This window comes from uncultured Bacillus sp. (assembly GCF_958411575.1).
GTDB lineage: Bacteria > Bacillota > Bacilli > Bacillales > Bacillaceae > Bacillus > Bacillus spizizenii.
In genome coordinates, this window is record NZ_CATYRA010000001.1 from 411,733 (window position 1) to 435,900 (window position 24,168).

General features: G+C 46.7%; 23 protein-coding genes. 2 read left to right on the forward strand and 21 right to left on the reverse strand.

What is annotated here, in order from left to right:
- Positions 1 to 116 precede the first annotated feature (116 nt).
- From Q5C82_RS02020 to spsA, 17 genes are all read right to left on the reverse strand, one after another.
- The gene (locus Q5C82_RS02020) at positions 117 to 1,355 is read right to left on the reverse strand and encodes an MFS transporter (RefSeq protein ID WP_003222088.1); all 1,239 of its coding nucleotides are present in this window, start codon (positions 1,353 to 1,355) and stop codon (positions 117 to 119) included.
- A 216-nt stretch (positions 1,356 to 1,571) separates the two neighbouring features.
- On the reverse strand, positions 1,572 to 2,984 hold the full coding sequence (locus tag Q5C82_RS02025; protein ID WP_003222090.1) for an amino acid permease: 1,413 nt from the start codon (positions 2,982 to 2,984) through the stop codon (positions 1,572 to 1,574).
- Entirely contained in the window at positions 2,984 to 4,684 is a 1,701-nt protein-coding gene (locus Q5C82_RS02030) for a M20 family metallopeptidase (RefSeq protein WP_003222092.1), read from the reverse strand. Before Q5C82_RS02030 ends, Q5C82_RS02025 begins: the two co-directional genes overlap by 1 nt.
- Before the next feature lie 72 nt (positions 4,685 to 4,756).
- Positions 4,757 to 6,304, reverse strand: a complete 1,548-nt coding sequence (pruA, locus tag Q5C82_RS02035; RefSeq protein WP_003222094.1) for an L-glutamate gamma-semialdehyde dehydrogenase — start codon at positions 6,302 to 6,304, stop codon at positions 4,757 to 4,759.
- A gap of 238 nt (positions 6,305 to 6,542) precedes the next feature.
- Positions 6,543 to 7,817 (reverse strand): glutamate dehydrogenase, encoded by a 1,275-nt coding sequence (rocG, locus tag Q5C82_RS02040; protein WP_003222096.1) that lies wholly within the window; start codon positions 7,815 to 7,817, stop codon positions 6,543 to 6,545.
- Between the two features lie 173 nt (positions 7,818 to 7,990).
- Positions 7,991 to 8,455, reverse strand: a complete 465-nt coding sequence (gene bslB, locus Q5C82_RS02045) for a biofilm surface layer hydrophobin BslB (protein WP_003222098.1) — start codon at positions 8,453 to 8,455, stop codon at positions 7,991 to 7,993.
- Positions 8,456 to 8,779: 324 nt separating this feature from the next.
- The gene (locus Q5C82_RS02050) at positions 8,780 to 9,235 is read right to left on the reverse strand and encodes a dTDP-4-dehydrorhamnose 3,5-epimerase family protein (RefSeq protein ID WP_003222100.1); all 456 of its coding nucleotides are present in this window, start codon (positions 9,233 to 9,235) and stop codon (positions 8,780 to 8,782) included.
- Entirely contained in the window at positions 9,228 to 10,079 is an 852-nt protein-coding gene (rfbD, locus tag Q5C82_RS02055) for a dTDP-4-dehydrorhamnose reductase (RefSeq protein WP_003222102.1), read from the reverse strand. Before rfbD ends, Q5C82_RS02050 begins: the two co-directional genes overlap by 8 nt.
- 13 nt (positions 10,080 to 10,092) lie before the next feature.
- Entirely contained in the window at positions 10,093 to 11,040 is a 948-nt protein-coding gene (gene rfbB, locus Q5C82_RS02060; RefSeq protein WP_003222104.1) for a dTDP-glucose 4,6-dehydratase, read from the reverse strand.
- A complete protein-coding gene (locus Q5C82_RS02065) occupies positions 11,040 to 11,780 on the reverse strand; it encodes a sugar phosphate nucleotidyltransferase (RefSeq protein ID WP_003222106.1) in 741 nt (246 codons plus the stop codon). Before Q5C82_RS02065 ends, rfbB begins: the two co-directional genes overlap by 1 nt.
- Positions 11,781 to 11,804: 24 nt before the next feature.
- Positions 11,805 to 12,824, reverse strand: coding sequence for a PseG/SpsG family protein (locus Q5C82_RS02070; RefSeq protein ID WP_003222108.1), 1,020 nt, complete (start codon positions 12,822 to 12,824; stop codon positions 11,805 to 11,807).
- Positions 12,825 to 12,826: 2 nt separating this feature from the next.
- The gene (locus Q5C82_RS02075; RefSeq protein WP_003222110.1) at positions 12,827 to 13,549 is read right to left on the reverse strand and encodes a glycosyltransferase family protein; all 723 of its coding nucleotides are present in this window, start codon (positions 13,547 to 13,549) and stop codon (positions 12,827 to 12,829) included.
- On the reverse strand, positions 13,542 to 14,663 hold the full coding sequence (locus Q5C82_RS02080) for an N-acetylneuraminate synthase family protein (protein ID WP_003222112.1): 1,122 nt from the start codon (positions 14,661 to 14,663) through the stop codon (positions 13,542 to 13,544). The genes Q5C82_RS02075 and Q5C82_RS02080 overlap by 8 nt, the downstream gene beginning before the upstream one ends.
- A complete protein-coding gene (locus Q5C82_RS02085) occupies positions 14,663 to 15,532 on the reverse strand; it encodes a GNAT family N-acetyltransferase (RefSeq protein WP_003222114.1) in 870 nt (289 codons plus the stop codon). The genes Q5C82_RS02080 and Q5C82_RS02085 overlap by 1 nt, the downstream gene beginning before the upstream one ends.
- Positions 15,533 to 16,702 carry a DegT/DnrJ/EryC1/StrS aminotransferase family protein gene (locus Q5C82_RS02090; protein WP_003222116.1) on the reverse strand — a complete coding sequence of 390 codons (1,170 nt, stop codon included), beginning with the start codon at positions 16,700 to 16,702 and terminating at the stop codon, positions 15,533 to 15,535.
- 20 nt (positions 16,703 to 16,722) lie between these two features.
- Positions 16,723 to 18,147, reverse strand: coding sequence for a CDP-glycerol glycerophosphotransferase family protein (locus Q5C82_RS02095; protein ID WP_003222118.1), 1,425 nt, complete (start codon positions 18,145 to 18,147; stop codon positions 16,723 to 16,725).
- 4 nt (positions 18,148 to 18,151) lie between these two features.
- A complete protein-coding gene (spsA, locus tag Q5C82_RS02100; protein ID WP_003222120.1) occupies positions 18,152 to 18,922 on the reverse strand; it encodes a spore coat dTDP-glycosyltransferase SpsA in 771 nt (256 codons plus the stop codon).
- Between the two features lie 319 nt (positions 18,923 to 19,241).
- Between spsA and gerQ the strand changes: the two genes are divergently transcribed.
- Positions 19,242 to 19,787, forward strand: coding sequence for a spore coat protein GerQ (gene gerQ / locus Q5C82_RS02105; protein WP_003222122.1), 546 nt, complete (start codon positions 19,242 to 19,244; stop codon positions 19,785 to 19,787).
- Between the two features lie 43 nt (positions 19,788 to 19,830).
- On the opposite strand, the gene Q5C82_RS02110 is transcribed toward gerQ, so the two are convergent.
- The 3 genes from Q5C82_RS02110 to Q5C82_RS02120 form a co-directional block, all read right to left on the reverse strand.
- Positions 19,831 to 20,202: a DUF423 domain-containing protein gene (locus Q5C82_RS02110; RefSeq protein WP_003222123.1), complete on the reverse strand. Its 372-nt coding sequence runs from the start codon at positions 20,200 to 20,202 to the stop codon at positions 19,831 to 19,833.
- 61 nt (positions 20,203 to 20,263) lie between these two features.
- Positions 20,264 to 21,586, reverse strand: coding sequence for a purine/pyrimidine permease (locus Q5C82_RS02115; protein WP_003222125.1), 1,323 nt, complete (start codon positions 21,584 to 21,586; stop codon positions 20,264 to 20,266).
- An 18-nt stretch (positions 21,587 to 21,604) separates the two neighbouring features.
- Complete coding sequence (locus Q5C82_RS02120) at positions 21,605 to 21,922, reverse strand: YwdI family protein (protein ID WP_003222126.1); 318 nt, start codon at positions 21,920 to 21,922, stop codon at positions 21,605 to 21,607.
- Positions 21,923 to 22,089: 167 nt separating this feature from the next.
- Between Q5C82_RS02120 and Q5C82_RS02125 the strand changes: the two genes are divergently transcribed.
- Complete coding sequence (locus tag Q5C82_RS02125) at positions 22,090 to 23,460, forward strand: aldehyde dehydrogenase (protein WP_003222131.1); 1,371 nt, start codon at positions 22,090 to 22,092, stop codon at positions 23,458 to 23,460.
- A 25-nt stretch (positions 23,461 to 23,485) separates the two neighbouring features.
- On the opposite strand, the gene Q5C82_RS02130 is transcribed toward Q5C82_RS02125, so the two are convergent.
- Positions 23,486 to 24,163: a uracil-DNA glycosylase gene (locus Q5C82_RS02130; protein ID WP_003222133.1), complete on the reverse strand. Its 678-nt coding sequence runs from the start codon at positions 24,161 to 24,163 to the stop codon at positions 23,486 to 23,488.
- Positions 24,164 to 24,168: the final 5 nt, after the last annotated feature.

Genomic DNA, 24,168 nt, shown 5'->3' on the forward strand with positions numbered 1-24,168 from the left:
TTATCCAGCTCCGATTGAACTGTCAACATTTTTTGAAAATATTGATAATTATTCCCATACAAACACAAAAAACCCTTAAGAAAGGGTTTTTTATTATAGGAATTTAGAAACTTTGTTTATTGGGATAAGGAATGATCGGTTTTCTGCTCATACTTGCCGTACTTTTTATACGCGAATACACTAAGCACAAATCCGAGCACTGTGATGGCGGCGCAAATCAATCCGACGGCTGCATACCCGTATCCTACATATACAGGCCCCATCAAAGCAGATCCTAATGTCACAGCCAGATTCGAGGCGAGGCTGTAAAACACCATGATTTTTCCGCGATGATGCTCTGAGCAGTCACTCAAAATGGTGCTAAGCAGTGTCACCGTCAAGCTTTGCATTAATCCCCAAATAAACAGGCTGACAATTAACAGAATCATTGATGCCGGCGCATAGGCTAAACATGCCAGCAGCACGCTGATGACCCCCAGTGCAATAAAAAGGGAGCGCATTTTTCCGATGCGGTCGGCAACCTTTCCTGTAATGATACTCATGGAAAACCCGATGCCGTAAATCATGATAAATAAGCCCGCAGCTGTATTTCCTCCGGTAAAAACGTCCTGGAGATAGGAGCCTAAAAATGAATACATACCGTAAAAACCAATCATATTACAAAAGGTTATCGTGATATAAACGGGAACTCGCGGGACTTTCAGCGCATCCCGGAATGTTCCAGCCGGCTCTTCTTTTTCTTCCTTGCCGCTGTTTTTATGTTCGGCATGACGGCGCATTTCAAGCAGGATCAGCAGAACAACCAGAACGCCCATCAAGGCAAAGATCCAAAATGTCCATCTCCAATGCAGGGCGCCTCCGATAAATGATCCGATCGGCACACCGAAGATAAGTGCCAACGACCAGCTTGAAACAATCAGTCCCATCACCTTGCCCCGGTATGTATAAGGAACTCGATCTCCTACAACTGCATAAGCGGTCGGCACAAACGCTCCCGCAGCCAACCCCGACAGCGCACGGCCTAAAAAGAAGAAAAAGATATTTTGAGCCAAAGCGCATATCACTGTTCCTATAATAAAGATCATAAGCCCCGCCATTAAACTTAGTTCTCTGGAGTATTTATCACCTAAAGGAACCAGTAGCGGCGCACCGATAAAAATCATAACGCCGTAAATACTGATAGATAACGCAAGGACACTGACATCTGAATTGAAGGCTTTTGCCAAATCCGGCAGCAGCGGTGAGATCACAAGCTCTTCAGACCCGGCAGCAAATACCCCCATCGTTAAAGCCAGTGCTAACAATAGCGGAAAATGATGTTTTGTTTTGATGTCATTGTTTTGTTTGCTGTTCATTCTCCCTCAAACACCTCTTCCATAATCTTCTTATCATAAAAGTTAAATTATAGTTTAGCATTGTTTTTTTACAATTCACAATTTGAACGAAAACTTTATTCATTTTATTATTTTCATTTAAATATCAATAAGGATTTATATATTTCATTTAAAAAAATCTGTTTTTTTGTCAGACGCAATACGTAAAAAAGCTCTCCGGTTTTCCGGAGAGCTTTTCTATTGCACCTCTGCCTGTTCTTTTTCTATCGGTTCATGATTTATGCGTTTTTTGATGCTCAGATGGTAGTACGCATAGCAGAAAATAATGATCGGCACGCCACAGTACAAGCCGATTCTTTGATCCGGAATGAAAATAAGGCTGATCAATACACAGGCGTATAAACCAAATCCGAGAATTGGGACTAGCGGATAAAGAGGCGTTCTGAACTCCAGGTCATTCACGTTTCCGCCTTCAGCGAGGAAACGTCTGCGAAAGAAAAATTGCGACGCACAAATGGACATCCATGCGACAACTGTCACCATACCGGAGATTGAGATACACCATAAATACACCGTTTCTGCAGCCATGACACTTGTCAAAAGCGAACAGCCCGAAATGCCAAGTGTAATCAGCAAGGCATTCATCGGCACGCCTTTTTTTGTCAGCCTGGTGAGAAAGGAAGGGCCCATTTTATTTGATGAAAGTGACCACATCATGCGCGACGCCGCATACAATCCTGAATTGGCAACAGACAAAATCGCCGTTAAGATGACAAAGTTCATAATATCAGCTGCAAATGGGATGCCGATTTGATCGAGCACCGCCACAAACGGGCTTTCAATGACCCCCGCCGTTTTGTAAGGAAGAATGGCAACCAGGATGAACATCGCGAGCACAAAGAAAAACAGTGTGCGCCAAATGACATTTCGAATGGACTTTGGCAGTGTTTTTTCTGGGTTTTCACTTTCCCCTGCCGCAATGCCGACAAGCTCCGTCCCCTGAAAGGAGAAATTCACCATGACCAGCGTAAACATCACGGCCAGCACCCCATTAGGGAAAAGCCCTCTATCAGTCATAAAGTTAGAGAAAAATGGCGTTTCCTGTCCGCCTTTAAAGTCAATCAAGCCAAACACGGCGGCTCCGCCGATCACGATAAATAATACGATCGCTGCCACTTTGATGCTTGAAAACCAAAACTCCATTTCGGCAAAGCTTCTGACAGACAGCGCATTAATCAAAAAGATGACGATGCCAAACACGAGACACCATACCCAGATCGGAACGGAGGGCAGCCACCTTTGCATCAAAATGCCTGCTGACGTCAGCTCCAAGCCTACTGTATTCGCCCAGCTGAACCAATACAGCCAGCCGATCATAAAGCCTGTCGACGGTCCCAGAAATTTAGTGGCGTAGGCCTGAAACGATCCGGCCACCGGCATGGCAACTGCCAGTTCTCCTAAACAAAGCATGACAAGGTACATTAAAAATCCGCCGATGATATACGCGGCAATGGCACCAAGCGGTCCCGCCTGGCTGATGGTAAAGCCGGAGCCTAAAAACAGCCCGGTTCCAATCACCCCTCCCAAGGCAATCATAAACAAATGCCTGCTTTTCATGCTGCGCTGCAATTCATTATTACGATCCTGCATCATCCTTCCCCCTTCGGTTCTTTTGCCGTGATGGTCATCCGGTAGCTTTGCAAAAGGTGAACAGTGGTTTGCTGAATGAGGTGAGGCAATACGTGAAATGTGTACGGTTTATAGACTCGTTCTGTCCATTTATGTCCATCTTTTCCGTATACGCCCATGTTGATAGATGGAATATTCAGTTGGCGTATATCTTTGAACGGGATGGTTCCAATCATATTCCACCCAGGGAAGTTTCTGATAAAGGAATCAATTTCGCCATCGGTTTCGTGCAACGATAAGAAACTGCCGTCTGCCAAGAAGGGGAAAAACTTTTTGAAGACAAATATTTCGCCTGTCGATTCAGCGGTTTTGTCAGCCGCTTCTTTAATCACATGCTGCAAAAGCTGATCTCTTGCGCTGTCTTCTTTCAAATAGTTATGCGGCAGGTAAGGAGGTGCGTAAAATAGAATGACTTTTGCGCCTTGATCGGGGTCAAGCTTTTGAAGCTCTTCGATTGCCTGAAAGCATCTCATACGAAGTTCAAGGTGCTCATTGGCTTTGAATGCCTGCTCGATACATTGCTCGGGATCTACGCCGCGGCTTCTCAGCTTTTCTAAGTATTGCTCCAGACTGTACACTTGAATGTCCCATGTTAAATGTTTCTTCGGCAGATTGGTTCTCTTTGCATATTCTTCATAATAGTCTGATAATTTTTGTTCTATATCCCCGCATGCTTCCTCAGTAACTTCGATAAGCAGATCCATAATTTCCTTTGCTGTTCTTTCATAAATAAAATAATTGAAATACAAGCAGCTGCTGACAGCTGTTTGCACATTATAGGATTCCTTATTATCGCGCTGATACAAACAGGATGGGGGCAGTACCAACTCTCCTTCGATCCTTTCTGCCAGCTGAATGTTATTGTGAAGACGGCGTGTGATTTCTGATGAAATTAAATTTGGATCAATGCCTGCCAGCGTATCGCCAACATGTACTTCTCGCCCGTAGATGTAAAAGCAAGGCAGCAGTTTTCCCGCGGCTCCGGTGTAGATATACCTTGTCTTATCACCATCGTAAAGCGGCGTAATAAAATCCGTATTAATGGCAGCCAGATAATGAAGCTGTTTTTCTTTTTTTAGCCTGTTCAGCTCTGAAATGCTGGCGAGAACGCCGGAATGCTGACTCTCCTCATCCGGATTTGCCATAAACAATAGATTTCCCGGCAGTGTATCGAGGTTCTCTGAAAAGTGCAGTAGATTGGCTAAATGAACAGCGATGCCGCTTTGCATATCGACAGATCCTCTTCCGAACATCCACTCACCCGATTTGGCATCCCGCTGAACATCTTGATCGAATTCATAACGGCTGAAGTAATCGGCCAATTTCTCGCAATCAAAAGCAATATCCTTTAAAGGTCCGAAATCTTCTATTCCGACTGTATCCAGATGGGCATGGTAAATGACAGTAGTTCGGCTTTCACCATGTCCTTCAATAAATGCAAAAATATTTTTACGATTGTATGGGTCGTTCGGAATGACCTGTTCCCACACATGTCCAGGATTTTCCTGAAAATAAGGATAGCTCATGATTACTTCTTTGATAAAATTCGCTTTTGTCCCTTCTCCGACAGTGCCGTTTACACTGCTGAGACTGACCAGAGACGTTGTCAGCGCCTCCACTCTTTCAGCCGTCTTCATGTGACTGATTTTTGTATATAGCATAAATTGTCCTCCTGATCAAAAGTTGAAATCGTGCGATCCGCTCAAGAATCGCACGATTTTATTTCTCTCAAATCAAAAAGCTTCGGACGTTGTTTTGGCCTGCATGTGAAGAATTAAATAATCCGGGCCGCCTGCTTTTGAGTCTGTTCCGGACATATTAAAACCGCCGAACGGCTGATAGCCTACAATCGCCCCGGTACAGCCTCTGTTGAAGTATAGGTTCCCGACATGGAAATCCTCACGCGCCCGTTCAATGTGCGCACGATTTTTCGTCAGCAGAGCGCCTGTTAATCCGTATTCCGTGTTATTTGCAATCTCCAGCATATGATCGAAATCACGCGCTTTGCAGATCGCCACAACCGGGCCAAAAATTTCTTCTTGCATCAAGCGCGCGTTTTCATCAACATCTGCAAAAATCGTCGGCTGAATAAAGTAGCCTTTTGAATCATCGCCTTCACCGCCGGTCAACAGCTTGCCTTCAGATTTGCCGATTTCAATATATGACATGACTTTATTGTAGGACGCTTCATGGATCACGGGACCCATATACGTATTAGGATCTTCCGGATTGCCGACAGCCAGCGATTTCGTCAGCGCCACAGCTTTTTCCACCACTTCATCATAAACATCCTGATGGATGACTGCGCGGGAGCCTGCTGAACACTTCTGTCCTGAATATCCAAACGCTGAATACACGATAGAAGATGCAGCAAGGTCAAGATCAGCGTCCTTGTCGACAAGCACCGTGTCTTTTCCGCCCATCTCAGCAATCACCCGCTTCAGCCATTTTTGGCCAGGCTGCACTTTGGCGGCATGCTCATAAATCCGGCAGCCGACTGCACGGGAACCTGTAAATGAGACAAACCGTGTTTTCGGATGCTCCACTAAGAAATCACCGATCTCCGCTCCATCTCCAGGGATGTAATTGAGAACGCCGTTTGGCAAGCCCGCTTCCTCCATGACCTCGACAAATTTTGCAGCTACTACGGGCGCTGCGTCAGCCGGTTTTAAGAGAATCGTATTCCCTGTCACTATTGCAGCAGCCGCTGTACCTGCCATAATCGCAAGCGGGAAATTAAATGGAGAAATGACGATGCCGACGCCAAGCGCTTCGTAGTTGTATTGATTGAACTCGCCTGCACGGCTCTTCACCGGAGCCCCTTCCTTGAGGCTTAACATTTGCCGCGCGTAGAACTCTAAAAAGTCTATCGCTTCAGCCGTATCCGCATCAGCTTCCTTCCACGGTTTTCCTGCTTCCTTTACAAGATAGCTTGAAAATTCATGCTTTCTTTTCCGCAAAATAGCCGCTGCTTTAAAGAGGATATTCGCGCGATGCTCCGGTCTTTGTTTTTTCCAAGATTCAAATGCCTGCAATGCGGCTTGCATCGCTTTTTCAGCAAGCTCTTGATCCGCTGTAGACGCGTACCCAATGACCTCTTCTTTATTTGCCGGGTTAATGGAAACAATTTTGCGGTCCGTTTCTATTTGTTCTCCATTTATGATTAGCGGATAATGCTTGCCGAGCTGAGTGTTTACAAATGCCAATGACTCTTGAAATGCTGTTTTATTCTTTGCTTCCGTAAAATCAGTAAATGGTTCGTGCGCGTATGAAACTGTCATATGTAATCCCCCTCATGTCATGAAAAATGTTTTCTTATTATAAAAATGCAAGAACCATGCCGCTTTTTTGTCTTTTGCTGAAAAAACTTGTTGAATCGAACGGAAATTTGTCTAATAGCCGACACCTTTCTCTTTCTCCGATGTTGAAGCGCAAATTTTATTTGCAGGTCTCACTCTTCCTGCAAAGGATAAGCGCAAATTTTTTTTGCGTCAGAAGAGGATATCTCCCCTTCCGAATTTAAACCCACCCTCGGAATCGTGATGCTTCTGCCGATTTTCTGATGCCTGTCATGTAAGCCGCCAAGCGCATATCGACTTTATGTGTTGCTGCTGTCTGATAAATGGTTTCGAATGAATTGACCATGACGTTCCTCAGTTTTTCTGCGACCTCTTCTTCTGGCCAATAATATCCTTGGTTGTTTTGCACCCATTCAAAATAAGAAACCGTGACGCCGCCGGCACTCGCCAGGATATCAGGCACGAGGAGCACGCCTCTTTCATTCAGGATCTTAGTGGCATCAATGGTTGTCGGGCCATTCGCTGCTTCGACGACGATTGACGCTTGAATGTTATGTGCGTTTTTGGCTGTGATTTGATTGGCGATTGCCGCAGGCACTAAAATATCGCAATCCTTTTCAAGCAGCTCCTCATTCGTGATGACGTCTGTAAATAAGTTGGTAACCATGCCGAAGCTGTCCCGCTTATCGAGCAAATAAGGGATATCAAGACCGTCCGGGTTGTAGAGCCCGCCATGGGCATCCGAGATCCCGACCACCTTCGCGCCCGCATCGTGCATGAATTTGGCCAGAAAGCTTCCCGCGTTTCCAAAACCCTGTATGATGATCCGCGCGTTTTGCAGCTTGATCCCTTTTTTCTTAACCGCCTCTTCAATACAAATCGTGACGCCCTGTGCCGTTGCCGTTTCCCGGCCTTGCGATCCGCCTAAAACGAGCGGTTTTCCCGTGATAAAGCCCGGAGAATCGAATTCCCGCAGCCGGCTGTACTCATCCATCATCCACGCCATAATTTGCGAGTTGGTGTACACATCGGGAGCCGGAATATCCTTTGTCGGGCCGACGATCTGGCTGATGGCACGGACATATCCCCTGCTCAGCCTTTCCAGTTCTCCAAATGACATTGTGCGCGGATCACAAATAATACCGCCCTTTCCGCCGCCGTAAGGAAGATTGGCAATCCCGCACTTGAGCGTCATCCAAATGGATAATGCCTTGACTTCCTCTTCATTGACTTCAGGATGGAAACGCACGCCTCCCTTTGTCGGGCCGACCGCATCATTGTGCTGCGATCGGTAGCCTGTGAACACTTTGACGCTGCCGTTATCCATTTTTACCGGGATGCGGACAGTGAGCATTCTCTGCGGCTCTTTCATAAGTTCATACATATCGCCCGGATAGCCCAGCTTCCGAAGGGCTTCCTTAATGATCGTTTGGGTAGACAGAAATAAGTTAAGAGCCTCTTTTTCCTCATCTTTCTTGACTTGCTTTGCTGACATCTTTTTTCACCTCATTGTTTTTTTGACCAGCCATAAATGTAAGCGCTTTAAAAAATTGGCCGGCCAATTCCTTTCTGCATTGGATTCACCCTTATTATCATGCAAGATCCGTACCAGTTTTTTAATCAACAAAAAAAAGAGACTGAAAAGATCTCAGTCTCTGATCACATTTATTAACGAGGGTCAATCACCAGCTGCGTTTCAGCATAAAAACTGCCGATTCCTAAACCATTTACAACATCGCCTTTAATTGTATAAGTGCCTGCGCGCGGAAGGGTTTTACGCACCATGACGAGGTCAAATTCAGTTGCGCCTAACAAATCAAGCGTAAGCGGGAGTCTGACTGTTTTTCCATCGTTTAATATCTGTGTTTCTTTCAGTGTTCTTCCATTCACTGAATCTCTTGTCGTTGCATGAAACCCGTCAGGAAAACGAAATTCTACTGCTCCGAGAGAAAGCACCGCATTTGGTTTATATGTTACTTCGATATCAGAAGTGGTCCACTCTTTTGTGCTGTTGATCGTTTTAGCCTCAATTGATGCAGACTGCGCATGAGCTTGGCCTGAAGGAAGCAAGATTGATAGTAAGACAGCTGAACTGATGAATAATGAAGATACAAATGACGTTCTTTTTAACATGACTTTTCCCCCTCAATTAATTGTCGGAATTGGCCAGAGCGTCCTCTGCTGAAAAAGTGTTTTGCCGTAATTCGCGAATTATCTTACTTTTTCTTAAAAATTAATCTATCATCATTTTCCATGGAAGTAAATGCTTTTTCAGGAATATTAACACTTAGAGTTTTTTCAGAATTCCATCCTGTTTATACAAGGTTCAAAAGGATGGTTTTCTCTCTTTTTTCTAGTCACATCCACCTGTTGATTCCTGCCTTTTATCCTATTTTTGAAAAAAGGACAAAAAAAGGCGAAGATGCCTCCGCTCTTCGATTGATCGCGTTCCTATCTTTATCTAAATTCGGTATTCCAGTTAAAACCGATCGTCTCATCATTCCACGGAATTCTTTTTTCATCAGGCTGATCCGGATTATACGACATGGTGGTGAAGTAGATAATCGTCAGCGGTGTTTCTCCCAGCACTCTGTACCCGTGAGCGACCCCTTTTGGGATCAATAACAGCATCGGGTTGTCTTCGCCCATATAATAGACGTCAGTTTCTCCTTTTGTCTTTGAGTCCTCGCGCAGATCGTAAAGGACAACCTGAGCGTGGCCGGTTGGGAAAAACCAGAGATCATCCTGCTTCTCATGATAATGAAATGCTTTAATTACACCCGGATAGCTTTTCGACCAAGAGGCCTGCCCGAAATGCTCAAGAAGATTCTCATCATCCCGAACCAGCTCAGCAAAAAAGCCTCTGTCGTCACTATGCTTCGTCAATTTTTTCACCTTGACTCCATCAATCACGCGCACTGCTCCTCTCCTGCAAATACTCCCGTAGCGCTTCCCGCCAATGGCGAGGGCGAATGCCGGCTTCTTCAATGGCCCGATGGCTCAGCACAGAGTAAGCCGGACGGGGCGTTTTGTTTCCGTATTCTTCAGTCGTGACAGGCAAAATGACTGTGGCCAGTCCGCTATCTTCCATAATGGCCTTCGCGAATTCATACCAGCTGCATATGCCTGAATTGCTGACATGATAGATGCCCGGCGGATGGCTGAACAGCTTGATAACCGCTTCTGCTAAATCCTTCGTATAAGTCGGAGAACCAATTTGATCGCTTACAACCCTCAGCTCTTGTTTCGTTTCAGCAAGCCTCAGCATGGTCTGAACGAAATTGCTGCCGCCATGTCCGTACACCCACGACGTTCTGATAATCGTGCTGTCTTTTGTTGCTAATCGAATCAGTTCTTCTCCGAGCTTTTTGCTTTTGCCGTAGATGGTGTTCGGATCGAGGGGGTCATCTTCCCTGTATGGCTGGGTTCCTCTCCCGTCAAATACATAGTCCGTGCTGATATGAATATATTGAGCGCCGATACGGGTTGCCTCCATCGCTGTATAATAAGCGCCGATTCCATTAATCGAGTACGCTTTATCAAGTTCTGTCTCGCATTTATCAACTGACGTAAACGCGGCTGTGTTGACCACGATATCCGGCTGATAATGGCCAAACGAATACCGCACTGAGCGCTGATCGGCAATGTTCATCATCTTCTTTGTTAACGCAATGACCTCATACCCGGCTTGCTTCAGCTGGCGGCACAGTTCCAGGCCAAGCTGTCCTCCCGCACCAGTCACCAATACCTTTGTCAATCGGATCACCTTCTCATCGGTCATTGTCTGTATACCAGCGAATCGTACGCGCAATGCCTTCTTCAAATGGAACTTCCTGCCGCCAGCCCAGTTCGTTTTTCAGCTTCGATGCATTGATCGCATAGCGCCGGTCATGCCCTTTTCGGTCTTCCACGTGGGCGAACAATTCCTCACAGCCCAGATGCTTCATGATGATGCTCGCCAGCTCTTTATTTGTGCGTTCATTTCCGCCGCCGATGTTATACACCTCTCCGTCGGTTCCTTTTTCTAAAATCAGCTTGATGGCGCGGCAATGGTCCTCCGCAAACAGCCAGTCTCGGATCTGAAGCCCATCGCCGTACAGCGGAACCGGTAGACCTTGCTTCGCATGTCGGATAATCGTCGGAATCATTTTTTCGCTGTGCTGGTAGGGGCCGTAATTGTTGCTGCATCTTGTAATAATGGCCGGAAGCTTGTGGGTTTTTACATACGCTAACACGAGCAAATCAGAGCTTGCTTTGCTGGCTGAGTATGGGTTATTAGGAGAAAGCGGCGTTGTTTCAGTAAATGCGGGATCATCCGCTTCTAAATCTCCGTAAACCTCATCTGTTGAAATATGAATCAGCTTTTTGGCTTTTCCCTGCAAGACCGCTTCCGCCAATCGGTATGTCCCCATGACATTTGTGGTGATAAACGGCTCCGCTTGGGAAATGCTTCTGTCCACATGCGATTCCGCAGCAAAGTGAATCACGCCGTCATAGGTCTCATCAAATGCCCGATCGATATCCTCCTGAACGCTGATATCCCCTTTTACAAAGCGAAATCGGCTGTTTTCCTTTAGTTTTTCCATTTCCTCCGGGTGGCTGGCGTACGTTAGTTTATCTAAAACGGTAATGCGCGCATCCGTTTCCTTCAGCATGAGCTTTGTAAACGTGAGCCCGATGAAGCCGGCCCCGCCCGTAATTAAATATGATTTTGCCATCACTTATTGTCCTGTCCTTTCTGTAAAGCCTGATGTACAAGCTGAGAGGCGAGATGAAGCGATTCGTGAGTTCCGGCATCGACCCACCAGCCTGATAACACATCATACGTAAGCTGGCTGTTTTCGATGTATAGATTATTCACATCGGTAATTTCCAGCTCGCCGCGCTTCGACGGTGATATTTGTTCAATATACGAAAATACCTCCGCATCATACATATAAATACCGGTTACACAAAGGTTGGTCGGCGGATGTGCGGGCTTCTCGATAATAGAACGTATCCGCTTGTTTTTCTCATCAATCTCAGCAATCCCGAAGCGTTCCGGATCATCAACTTCTTTCAGCAGCACCTTTGCTCCTTTTCCCTGCTGTTCAAAACGCTCCGTAAAAGGCTTTAATGAATCTTCGAATATATTATCACCTAATAATAAAATGAAAGGCTCTTTTTTCGTAAAGCGTTTTGCATAAGACAGCCCATCTGAAATGCCTGATGCGGCTGGCTGAACCTGATAAGTGATTGTGACGCCAAGCTCTTCCCCGTTCCCAAGCAGTTTGAAAAATTGCGGCATATGCTCTTTTTGGCTGATGAGTAAAATGTCTTTTATTCCGGCTTCCTCCAGCTTCATAATCGACCAGTAAATCATCGGATACGGGCCTACAGGAAGCAAATGCTTGTTGACGGCTTTCGTTAAGGGCATAAGGCGTGAGCCGTTTCCTCCGGCTAAAATAACACCTTTCACATTAACACTTCCTTACATGCATATTTATATCTTTTGATCATACAAATCTTGAAGAATCGCTGATACCCGCTTGATGCCTTTGCCATCCACGAGCGGCCTTCCTCCCTTGTGCAAAGAAAGGCGAAGAGGATAGCTGCTGATGATTCGTGACATCTGATAGATAAGCGTTTCATCCGATACAAGCTCTCCCAAGCCAAGATCAAGAGCGGCGCCTAGCTCAGCGAATGTTTTGGCCGTTGCCGTTTGGTGTTCAACCTGAGAAAGAACAAGGCACGGCACGCCGATGCAAATGGCTTCGTACAGGGAGATGCCGCCGCCGACAATGGCTGTATCCGCTTGTTTCATCATACCCGCCATATCATTTGTTTGCCCGATCACCGTGTACTGCGGCTTCTTTTGAATCTGCCTTCGAAGCGCCTCTTGATGCGGTGAAGCGCTCCCCATCACAAACATCATGTTTTTGTCTTTCATGGCGGGGACTTGGTCGGCTGCAGCCAACACTTTAAAAACAAGCTGCTTCGGATCACTTCCTCCTAATGCAACAACGATATTGCGGCATTTTTTCTTAAGTGTGTAATCATTTCTTGCAGTTTGGAAGGCAGGGTGAAGAATAAGATAATCCGGCCCTTCATAGATGCGGGTGTTTCCCTGATCGTACACCTTGCTTCTGATATCGCCGTAAATTCCGTTGATGACTGCGTCGCTTTGATGAATCGCTTTGGCGTTTTTCTCTTCAAAAAGTACAATTTTCGCATCTGTCTCCGCCTTTATTTTCGTTAACAGCTCAACAGGTGCGCCGAGAATATCAAACAAAAGCAGATCAAGTTTCTTGCTTTTTATTTCCCGGAGAATAAATTCATGCTGCTGCAACTCCGGCTTTACGATGACATGCCAATGCTCTTCATGAAGAAATGGTTCAGACTCCTGATTTGTGTAAAACGTAATCAAGCAGCATTGTTTGAGTTCATCCGCAAGTCTCTTCATCCGGACAACATGGCCCATTCCCTTTTCATAACCCCCGTCTGCGACAATCCCAATATGCATGGCTATTCAGCCTCTCGTTCGTTTGCCGCATCAGGGTACCGGTTCAGGAGGCTGATGAGCTCTGAGGCGGATACATCAGGGCGCTCGCCTGCTTTTTGATAAAGGGCCTTTATCGATTCATAGTCTTCCTTTGTGTCAATGGTCAGCCGGTATTGAGGGCCGCGAAATTGTTCCGGCGCCTCTAAAAACTGAACGTGATAAAGATCTGGATGATCCCTTACATATAAGGTGACATGCTCCTGATATTGATCCTCCAACGCCTGAATGCGGCTGATGTCTGTTAACAGCTTGGCGCTGACCGCTTCGCCGCAAATCCCTAACGGGGTATTCAGGATATACGTATAATCCGCTCCTTGATCAAGATGCGCCTGAATCATCATATCGAGCAGCTCCGGATCAACAAACGGATTTTCACCTGTTAACCGGATGACAACTGTCGGTTTGACAGCCTCAATGACCTTCACAAACCTGTCGAGAACACGTTCCTCGCTGCCGCGAAAAACGCGAAAGCCATGTTTAACACAGTGCGCTTCTAATATGTCGTCAGTTTCTTTATCGGACGTGGCGATGACAAGATTATCCCGATCCTTTTGATAAAACGCGCTTTGCCGGACGCGGTGAACGATCATATCGAGTAAGCGATTGGATCCAAGCCGACGCAGCACTTTTCCCGGAAGCCGTGTTGAACCCATTCTGGCTTGAATGATAAAGAGGATATCATTCATGAAACGGGCTGTCCTTCATTAAAACGTCATCCCAGACAATGCCTGTGTCGGCCGGAATGTCTCTTACAGCCCGTACGCCGCCGGTCAGCAGCTCAAAAAATCTCGGGTGCAGCCCCTGCGGCTTTTGCCCGGGGCGAAGCACTGCGATATTGTCTTCACTAAATGCTTCACCTTTTTGAATCAGAGCCGTTGTAAAAATCCCTCTGTATGCAAAATTTCGGATTTCTCCTTCGATGGCGGTCGTTGTTTTGTATGAACTGCCAAGCAGTTTTTCAGAGACCGGCTTCCTGATTCCTTGTTTCATCTCGGCCTCGGTTTTCCTGATGCTTTCGACCATTTCTTTCAATTCGTCCGGATTTAACGCAAACGAGTGGTCGGCGCCCGGCAGGTTTTTATCGATCGTAAAATGTTTTTCTATCAGTCTTGCTCCGAGCCGAACCGCGGCACACGGCGCTTCTGTCGGATGCTCGCTATGATCAGAGAAGCCGATTACCGCCTCAGGATAAGCGGCGGCAAGCATCGGAATGACGCTGAGGTTGCTGTACTCCGGCGGCGCAGGGTATTTCGCCACACAATGCATAATGGCAATTTGATCGTTGCCCTCTGCCCTGATGGTGCTCCAAGCTTCGTGAATATCAGAAATTTCCGCTCCGGCTGTCGAGAATATCATCGGCCTGTTCATACGAGCGACATATTTGAGCAGCGGAAGATGGTTAATTTCATAGGATGCGATTTTAAAAGCGCTCGGCGAGGTGGACTGAAGCAGGTCGGCTGACCCTTCGTCACATACTGTGCTTAAAAAAATCACCTGCTTTTCACGGCAGTAATCCAATAGCGGAGAAATCCACTCAGCTGGCATTTCCATTGATTGAACTAAAGAAAAAATAGAGACGTCCTTACCCGCCGCTGTTTTGTACAAACCAGGATCTTTCTGATACATCTTATCAGCCTGGAACATTTGAAATTTCACGGCATCCGCTCCAGCTTCTGCAGCTGCATCAATCAGCGCAAAGGCCTGATCAAGCTTTCCGTCATGATTAATTCCTGCCTCGGCAATAATAAATACAGGCGCGTCTTTGCCTACAGTCTTATTTGCGATCTGAAACCCTGCCATTATTTCTCCCCCTTGCCCGGCCAAATATGATAATAATAATATGATTGTTCAGCGGTGAAGCCCATTCTTTCATAAAGGCGGATCGCCCTTACATTGTGAAGCTGTGTCCCCGCTGTTACCGTTTTATGCTTCTGGGTCTCTGGTTGTTCTATGAGATTCGCCAATAAATGAAACGCGATACGTTTTCCTTCAAATCCCGGCTTCACAGCCATCAAATCGAGAATACATTCATCGTCTCTTGATAAGCCCTGAAGATAGCCGATGACCTCGCCATTATGCTTAGCGGCAATGTTTATAGCCGCCCTTCCATTCAGATTGTTTCGTGTCCACTCCTGAAAAATTTTGTTTGCTGCTTCACGGCTGAGATGAGGATCTTGAAAATATCTGCTTTTTGTAAACGAGTCTCGGGCCAGCTCACATATCGCTTCTGTGTCTCCAGGCTCAGGGGGGACCAGTTCAAAAAACGGCGCTGTTTTGTCATAAAAAGACGGGGGCTTCGCCAGCTTCAGCAGACTGCCGACAAAGTAAGAGGATGGCTGCTGCTGTATCACATGCGCGGCTCCGATATCTTCAGCCGGAACACGAACAAAGATAAAATCCGTTTCATCCATTTGGCGTACAGAATAAAAAGCTTCAAACAGCCTCTTCAGCTGCCCGGCGCTGTTTGCCGCAAGAAGTTTGACGTTCATGACTTTCTTCTGAAGCATCTGGCTTTCCCACAGAGAATCTTCGTAAAGCAAGACGCCTTGGAGCCTGCTGTTTTCAAAAAGGCCGAGGGAAAATTGATACGGAACGTCCAGTGTAAGCTGCCTGCTTTGGAGAAAATTCTCAATCGCCTCTTTGGTGACATTTTCTTTTACCGTGTACACTTAACCAGCCCCTTTTACGATATCCCGCACAGCTTCAATGACATCATCTACATCCTCGTCGGACATTGATGGATAGAGCGGGAGCGACAGGGTTCGTTTATAGTAATTCATGGCAATCGGGAAGTCCGCTTCCTTAAATCCGAATTGCTTTTGATAATACGGATGAATGTGTACCGGAATAAAATGAACGCTTGTGCCGATATTGTATTCATCCTTTAATGCCGTAATCATTTCGTTGCGCGTGACACCGGCCTGTTTTTCATCAACTTGCAGAACATATAAATGCCATGCGTGCCTGCCGTCATCATGAACAAACGGCGTGATCAGCCCCGGAATCTGCTGAAAAGCGGCTTGGTAGCGGCCGGCAAGCTCTTCTCTCCGTTCCTGCATATCATCCAGCCGTTTTAGCTGATGAAGACCGAGAGCCGCCTGCAAATCAAACATGTTCATCTTATAGCCGGGCGATTCAACTTCATAATACCAGCTGCCATTTGAAGAATAACGGTTCCATGCGGCTTTGCTCATGCCGTGAAGGCTCAGCACCCGGATGTTATCGGCAAGCTCCTCATCGTCTGTCGTCAGCATGCCGCCTTCCCCTGTCGCCAGGTTTTTAGTGGCATAAAAGCTAAATGCCGTCGCGTCCCCGATAGAACCGATCATTCTTTGCTTATAAGTCGTATACACAGCATGTGCCGCATCCTCCAGCACGAATAAGCCATTCTTTTGGGCAATTGCCAATATTGCATCCATATCACAGGACTGCCCGCCGAAGTGGACGGGTACAACTGCTTTCGTACGCGGTGTGACGGCCGCCTCAAGCTTTACCGGGTCAATATTGAGCGTGTTTTCGTCAATGTCCGCAAATACAGGCGTCGCTCCTGTATGAATAATCGTATTGGCGGTCGAGCTGAACGTAAGCGGAGAGGTAATGACCTCGTCACCCGGCCCGATCCCTTTTGCTTTCAAAGTCAAAAATAGAGCAGCGGTACATGAATTCAGCGCCACGGCGTGCTTCGCCCCGACAAACGCGGCAAATTCTTTTTCAAACTGCTGAACCTTCGGGCCTTTGGAGAGCCATCCCGATTCAAGCGTTTCTGTGACCTCCTGAATTTCTTCCTTACCGATTAACGGCAATGAGTAAGGAAGAAAATGATTTCTCTTTTGCACCATTTCTTTGCGCTCCTATCATTTTATTCAGTGTCTTCCCGCCTGTAATCAACCCCTGTTTTGGCTTTCAGTACTGAAAATAAAGCGTTTGTTGATTCTGCTACCGGATAATTGGCTGCTGTGAATGCCATGCGCGCCTCTTCTGCTTTTTGATGCACGGCGGGACTTCGAAGAACCTCAATCAAGGTGCGCGCCAGTTCATCCGGCTGATCAAACATAAAATCGCCAAGTGACTCATAATACGGATACGAGCGGTTTCCGGATGATTTCCCGATCAGCACAGGCTTCTGAAACAGCATGGCTTCAAGTCCGACTGTTGAGGTTTGCGTCACTGCCGCGTCAGCATACGGCAGCAAATCATACAGATCTAGCTCCTTTTTGATGACTCTGCATGCGTTATGTTTTTTCGCCGCAGCGTGATACAGATCAAGCTTGTTTTTTCCGATTTCCCAAGGATGAGGTTTAATGATAATTTGCAGCTGTTTCTGATCAGAAAGCCCTTCAAGCACACCGGAATAAAAATCTTCCGAAAAGGGCTGGGTCGCAATGAGCACGATTTTTTTAGATGGATGAAAAGCAAGTTTTCGATAGAATGTGGACATGTCCATAGGGGTTCTGTTAAAAATCTGATCGAAGCGCGGATGTCCCGTTACGAGAATCTGCTCAGGTTTACAGCCTTTTCGTATGAACCACTCCGCTTCATACGCACCAAAAACAGCTTGATAGGTTGTAAAAACAGGAATGAAGGCTTCATCTCCCATCAATGCGCCATGCTGAAGACAGATGCTGATGGCCCCTCTCCTTTGACACATGAGAGCGAGCACCCTGCTGTAAATATCTTCTGCCGTTCCGACGACAACGGCAGAAATCTTCTCCTGCTCAAACAGCGTATCAACCGTATCAATGGCTTCCATAAATAAAGGAATATCTTTATAAAGCCGGTCGCGAAATGCTTGATCACCGAATGCTGGATGGTCATCAAAAGGGGTGAGAATCGAACAGGCTGTTTCGAGATACGGCTTCGGATCGCCTTTTTGGCATGATTCCGCAATCTCACGCTTGCTAATCACAGGCAGATCACAATAATGCGGTAAACTCCATCTGGCCAAAACAGCCGTTTTTTCAGGGTCAAATTGATAGTAATTTTCATTTGAAAAACGCAGGTAATCAAAGTGCAAAATGACTTTCCCCTTACCAGGTTTTTCATTTGATTTGACTATATTTTGTATCTTTTCTTCAAAAAACGGCTGAATCTGCCCTTCATCGATATGCTGATCCACCGATCCGAATAACTCCGGGTTTTCTTCCATCATTACTCTAAGCTCAGGACTGATGTATTGATAAAAATTACTGATAAGCCCAAGCGGAATCCCCTTATAGCGAAGTCTGTCAAAAAGCTCAACATACTTCCGGTACAACACCCAATAATTGCTTAAATAGGCCGACAAGCTCTCACCCCATTCCAAGCTTTTTTAATGATTCACGCAGCTCGCGGCAATTGCGCTGCGGAGGAAGGTTCCTGACGAATTCATTTTTTTCTGATTCAAACAGTTGAAAGTGAATCGATTGGTCGGTAATATAATTCAGATCCAGCTCCTCAGCCAGCGGGTAAAACGGATAAAAATGGTTGACTCTCCAAAAGAACCGGGCATCCCCGATTCGGTAAAACGCCGGGCTTTCATCCCAATAGGAGCCAAACTTCTCCTTTACCTTCTCAAGCACAGAAAACCTATGCATCACCGAGCAATGGTCGATGGCACACGGCGCGTTCCATGTCACTTGAGTGGCAGGCCTGGCAGTTTCTTTCACAATGTCGCCATTCTCGTTTAAATGATAGGTTTTGGAGGCTGAGTAAATCACAGCCTTTTCAGGATGGACATCGAGCTCCCGCACCATTTTCAGGAGCCGGTCCGGCATATAGATGTTGTCATCCGTTGCATAGGTGATATATTCACCTTCCGCCATCTCAATCGCCTGATTGATCAACGCCGCGTACCTCGTTTTTTCTGTTCTTTCCTTTACTCCAGATACATCACTTTGATAAAAATGCACTCGGTTATCATTCAAAAAAGGACGGATTACATTCAGCGTCTCTTCATTGGAGTTGTCATCCATAATAAACAATTCAAAATCTGAAAACGTTTGTGAGAGTATGCTAGAAATGGACTTTGCCACATAATCGCTTTTGTTATAGCTCGTCATAATGACTGATACTTTCGGCAAATCCTACACCTCCTTCTTGAAACTTCACACCTGAAACTAACGTTATCTTATGTTGCTTATGCGCAAATTGCGCTAGGGATACAAACCAATATGAGAAAAGTTTGTGTATGTCTATGAAAAACAGCGGCTGCCCAGATTGAAATCTATGCCGTCTGCTGCTCTTTTTCCGCATATTCCAAGCATCAGCCTCATAAGGTGAAAGAGATAAAAATCGCACCAGCGACTAAAATCGTTTTCCATCGGAGGTGAGTCATCGCGGAGCGTTCATCTATACATCCGGAACATGTTTTGATTGGTTTTCATAAAAAGGAGGAACGATATGAAACCGAAAAAAAATCAATATCAACAAATGCAGGGATTTGATAATATGCAGGGGTATCAGCCTCAGTACGGCGCCAATCCGTACCCGCAGCAAGGCCAAGGCGGACAAATGCAGATGATGGGGATGCAGCCAATGATGCCAATGCAGCAGGGGCAGCAAGGACAGCAAGGACAGCAGGGCTTCGGCTTCCCGGGCCAGCAGCAGGGCGGCGGGTTTCAAATCCCATCGGGCCCGACACCGTCAGCGCCGGGCCAAAACGTTCCCGGCATGCTGCCTGTTGAGGAATCTTACATTGAGAATATTTTACGCCTGAACCGGGGAAAAACAGCCACCATTTATATGACATTTGAAAACAGCAAAGAATGGGGCTCGAAGATCTTTCGCGGCGTCATCGAGGCTGCGGGCCGGGATCACATTATTCTCAGCGACCCGAAATCAGGAACACGCTACCTGCTCCTGACAATCTACCTCGATTACATTACATTTGATGAAGAAATTGCGTATACGTATCCATACTCCATGTCGTCCTATTCGCCAAGATAAAGAAAAAGCCAATCACTCATATCATGAGGATTGGCTTTTTTGTTTATAGATATTTGACGGCTGCGACAACGATCATAATCCAAGAAATAATAAACGCCACACCGCCGAGCGGGGTAATAGCCCCAAGAATGGAGACTTGCGTCACACTGAGAATATATAAGCTTCCGGAAAACAGCACAATTCCCGCGAACATCAGCCAGCCAGCTGTCGTGACACTGCCGATGCCGGATAATTTATCGGCGAGAAACGCGACAACAAAAAGCCCAAGGGCATGATACATATGATACTGCACGCCTGTGTGCCAAACCTGAAGATATTTATCAGGAATTTTCCCTTCTAATCCGTGAGCGCCAAATGCCCCGAGTCCCACAGCAAGCAGAGCGTTAATGGCCCCTAGTATGATAAAAACTTTCATCTATCTCTCCCGCCTTTTCGTTAAACTCATATCATTTATCTTATCGCACCTGTACCAAAATTCAACGTTTGTTCTCCGATGACACGAGATTGTCGGATTTTTTCCTGCGCCAAAGCTGAAACTGGTCTGCTGCTATTGCAGCAAGCGTCCCTAATACGAGCCCGTTGCTTAACAAAGAAATAAATACCGGATGCAATCCCTTTAATGCAGTTTCAGGAACAAACATGATACCGACCCCTGTCAGCAGCGAGATGCCGATGACAGACCGCACCCTTTTCAGTTCTGCTTTCTCATATGAATCAAATTCTGCGAAGGCCAGACCTCCCATTGCGGAGAACACAACAAAGTTTACCGCAAATCCAACGGGTGACGGGAGGCTCGCAAACGCATTCATAAAAAACGGGATCACACTGATCACGACAACCAAAATACTGCCGATCATAAACGGTTTTTTAGAAGACATTTTAGTCGTCTCAATAAAACCTGCGGCTCCCGAAATCGGAACCGGGGCAATGGCTCCTGTCAAACCGCTCAGCAGATGGCTGAATGAGGCGGCAAAACCGGCATGTCGTTCATGATGCTGTTCATCCGGCTGTTTGCCGAATTTCTTCACAGCGATGTCCACAACCTTCATGCTCGCCAGCATATTTACGATCAGCAAGATGGTAATAAAAATTGAGGTGATGATCAGGCCGCTGTTAAATAACGGGGCGCCAAAAGGAAACAAGGAAGGCAGCTGAAACAGCCGATCCGGCATTTCCATCGGCTTTGCCGCTCCGGCAGCCGCAAACAGCACCCACCCGCCGAACAGGGCCAATAAAATAGAATATTGCTTAAAAAACATGATGTTCGAATTTGTCATCATAAAGGCGGCAGCGATAACAACAAGCGCCAGGCCAAATACAAGACCGTCCACACCGTCCTTACGATAGCCGATTCCGAGAATTCCTTTTATGATGGGCTGACTCAGCTGCATCACAAGCAGCAATAAATAGACGCCCGTTACAACCGGGGTAAACAAGGCGGCAAGCCGGTCAATGACCTTGAAGACACTTAACAAAAAGAAACATACAGCGCTTACAAGAAGAGCTCCCTGCAAACCGCGCAGTGTGTCCCCATATGTAGCAAACACAGTTCCCGTCAGCCCGGCGTAGATCGTATACACTCCCCACCACAAGCCCGCGGGGCTTTCATTGATCGGCAGTCTGTGGCCTTTCAAACACTGAATGACGGCGGCAATTCCCAGCACAAAAAAGGTGCTTTGGATCAATCTCGCAGAATCTGAGTGATCCAAATGAAACGACTGGGCAATCGCCACCGGAACAACAATCGCCGCAGCAATAATAAACGCTGTCCATTGCAGCGCACCAAGAACCAATTTCACATAGCTCAACCTTTCTCATTAAAAATCAAATAAAGACTCTCCGTTTCCGTCCTCTTCCTGCTTCTCTTTCTCCTGCTTTCGATATTTGTTTAATCCCGCGCTTCCCATCATTTTTTCCATCATCAGCTGGTCTGTCGATGGCGGTGCGGCAGGACTCGGCGTGCTGCTCGGCTGTATGCGGGGCGCGCTCGCGGTCTCCGGCTGATCCAGCACGACGTCACACAAAGAACGGACAACCGCTACGCAACGCTTCAGTTCCTCATCCCGTTCAGCTGTCTTTGCTTTTTTCAGCTCCTCTTCCATCTTTTGAATCAAAGCAGATATATGAATGTTCATCAAGAACCCTCCAAAAAATAAATGTCGTCTTCCTGCATTTTATCAAATTCCTGCCCCAAACGCAGATAAGAGTTTGTTATTTTTTCTGACAAACCTTGCGCATTTGACAAGCAGAAGAGATTTTTCACATAATAAATCACCATACTTTACAAAAAAGGAGCGACGGAATGAATAGCATCCCCTCTATCGTCAGCAAGCAAAAAGCCTATTTTGCCGCAGGACATACGAGACCGCTTGAATCGAGACTGGATATTTTGCAGAAGCTGAAACAAGCGATTAAAACACATGAAGCCGATTTAACAGCCGCTCTCTATCAGGATCTCCACAAATCTGAACAGGAGGCGTATACGACAGAAATCGGAATTGTGTTGGAGGAAATCAGCTTTGTGATGAAACGGCTGGGGAAATGGATCAAGCCGAAACGAGTCAAAACGCCACTGACTCATCTAGGCTCCAAGAGCATCATCATCCCTGAGCCGTATGGAACCGTTTTGGTGATTGCGCCTTGGAACTATCCCCTGCAGCTGGCGCTTTCTCCCTTGATTGGAGCTATTGCCGCGGGGAACACGGTCGTTCTCAAACCGTCAGAGTATACGCCGGCTGTTTCCGCTGTTCTTTCCAAACTCATCAGCAGCGTTTTTCCGAATGATTATGTCGCTATGGCGGAAGGTGGGCCCGACGTCAGCACAGCATTATTACAGCAGCCCTTTGACTATATTTTCTTTACCGGCAGCGTTGCCGTGGGAAAAATCGTCATGGAGGCTGCCGCCAAACAATTAATCCCCGTTACCTTGGAGCTCGGCGGCAAAAGCCCCTGCATTGTCCATAAGGATGCTGACATACAGCTTGCCGCCAAACGCATTATCTTCGGGAAATTCACGAATGCGGGACAAACCTGCATCGCACCGGATTATTTATTTATCCACGAAGACGTCAAAATGAAGCTCATAGAAGAAATGGAGCGTGCGATTAGTGATTTTTACGGCCCTCAGCCCGAACGTAATCCGCAGTACGGCAAAATCGTCAGTGAGCGCCACTATCAGCGGCTGCTCAGCTTTCTGAATGATGGTGTTCCGCTCACAGGCGGACAGTCTGATCCTGATCACCACAAAATAGCCCCGACGATTCTTGAGCAAGTGAAGGATGACTCTCCAGTGATGCAGGAGGAGATTTTCGGGCCGATTCTTCCGCTCTTTACATACAGCGATATCGGCGAAGTCATTGAGAAAGTCCAATCGCGTCCAAAGCCGCTCGCTCTGTATGTCTTCACCACAAATAAAGAAGTCGAGCGGGCATTTTTAGAGAACCTGTCGTTTGGCGGGGGCTGTGTCAATGATACATTAATGCACGTCGCGACACCGTATTTGCCATTCGGCGGGGTCGGAGAAAGCGGCATCGGCAGCTATCACGGATTTGACAGTTTCAATACATTTACGCACAAAAAAAGCGTCGTCAAACAAACGAACCGCTTCGACTTCGCATTTCGTTATCCTTCCTCCAAAAACGGGCTGCGAATGATTCGGAAAATACTTAAATAAAAAGCGCAGAATATCTGCGCTTTTTTTACAAATCCGGTATACACCAGTCAATCGGGGCCTCTCCCATTTTCTCCAAGCACGCATTCGCCCGGGAAAACGGCCTGCTCCCGAAAAATCCGTTTCTTGCAGAGAACGGGCTGGGATGCGTGGATTCAATGATAAAATGTTTGGAGGTGTCGATCCGTTCTTTTTTCATTTGAGCATGCCGCCCCCACAAAATAAAGACAACCGGCCGTTCTCTTTCATTCAGAACGTCAATAACCCTGTCCGTCAGATGCTCCCAGCCTTTTCCCTTATGGGAATTCGCCTGTCCGCGCCTTACTGTCAGCACAGTGTTCAGCAATAGAACCCCTTGCTTTGCCCAGCTGACAAGCGATCCGTGATTCGGGATGCTGCACCCGATGTCCTGCTGCAGCTCAAGAAAGATATTTTTTAATGAAGGCGGCTGCTTCACACCCGGCTTTACGGAGAAGCTTAAACCTTGAGCCTGTCCTGGCCCGTGATACGGATCCTGCCCCAGAATAACGACCTTGACATCATCGTACGGGGTATAATGCAGCGCATTAAAAATATCCCGGCTGTCCGGATAAATCGTTTGCTCCGCGTATTCCCTCTTCAGCATTTCTCTAAGCTCTTGATAATATGGTTTTTCAAACTCTTCCTTCAGCTGATTCCACCAGCTGTCCTGTAAAAGCTGTTTCAAGATTC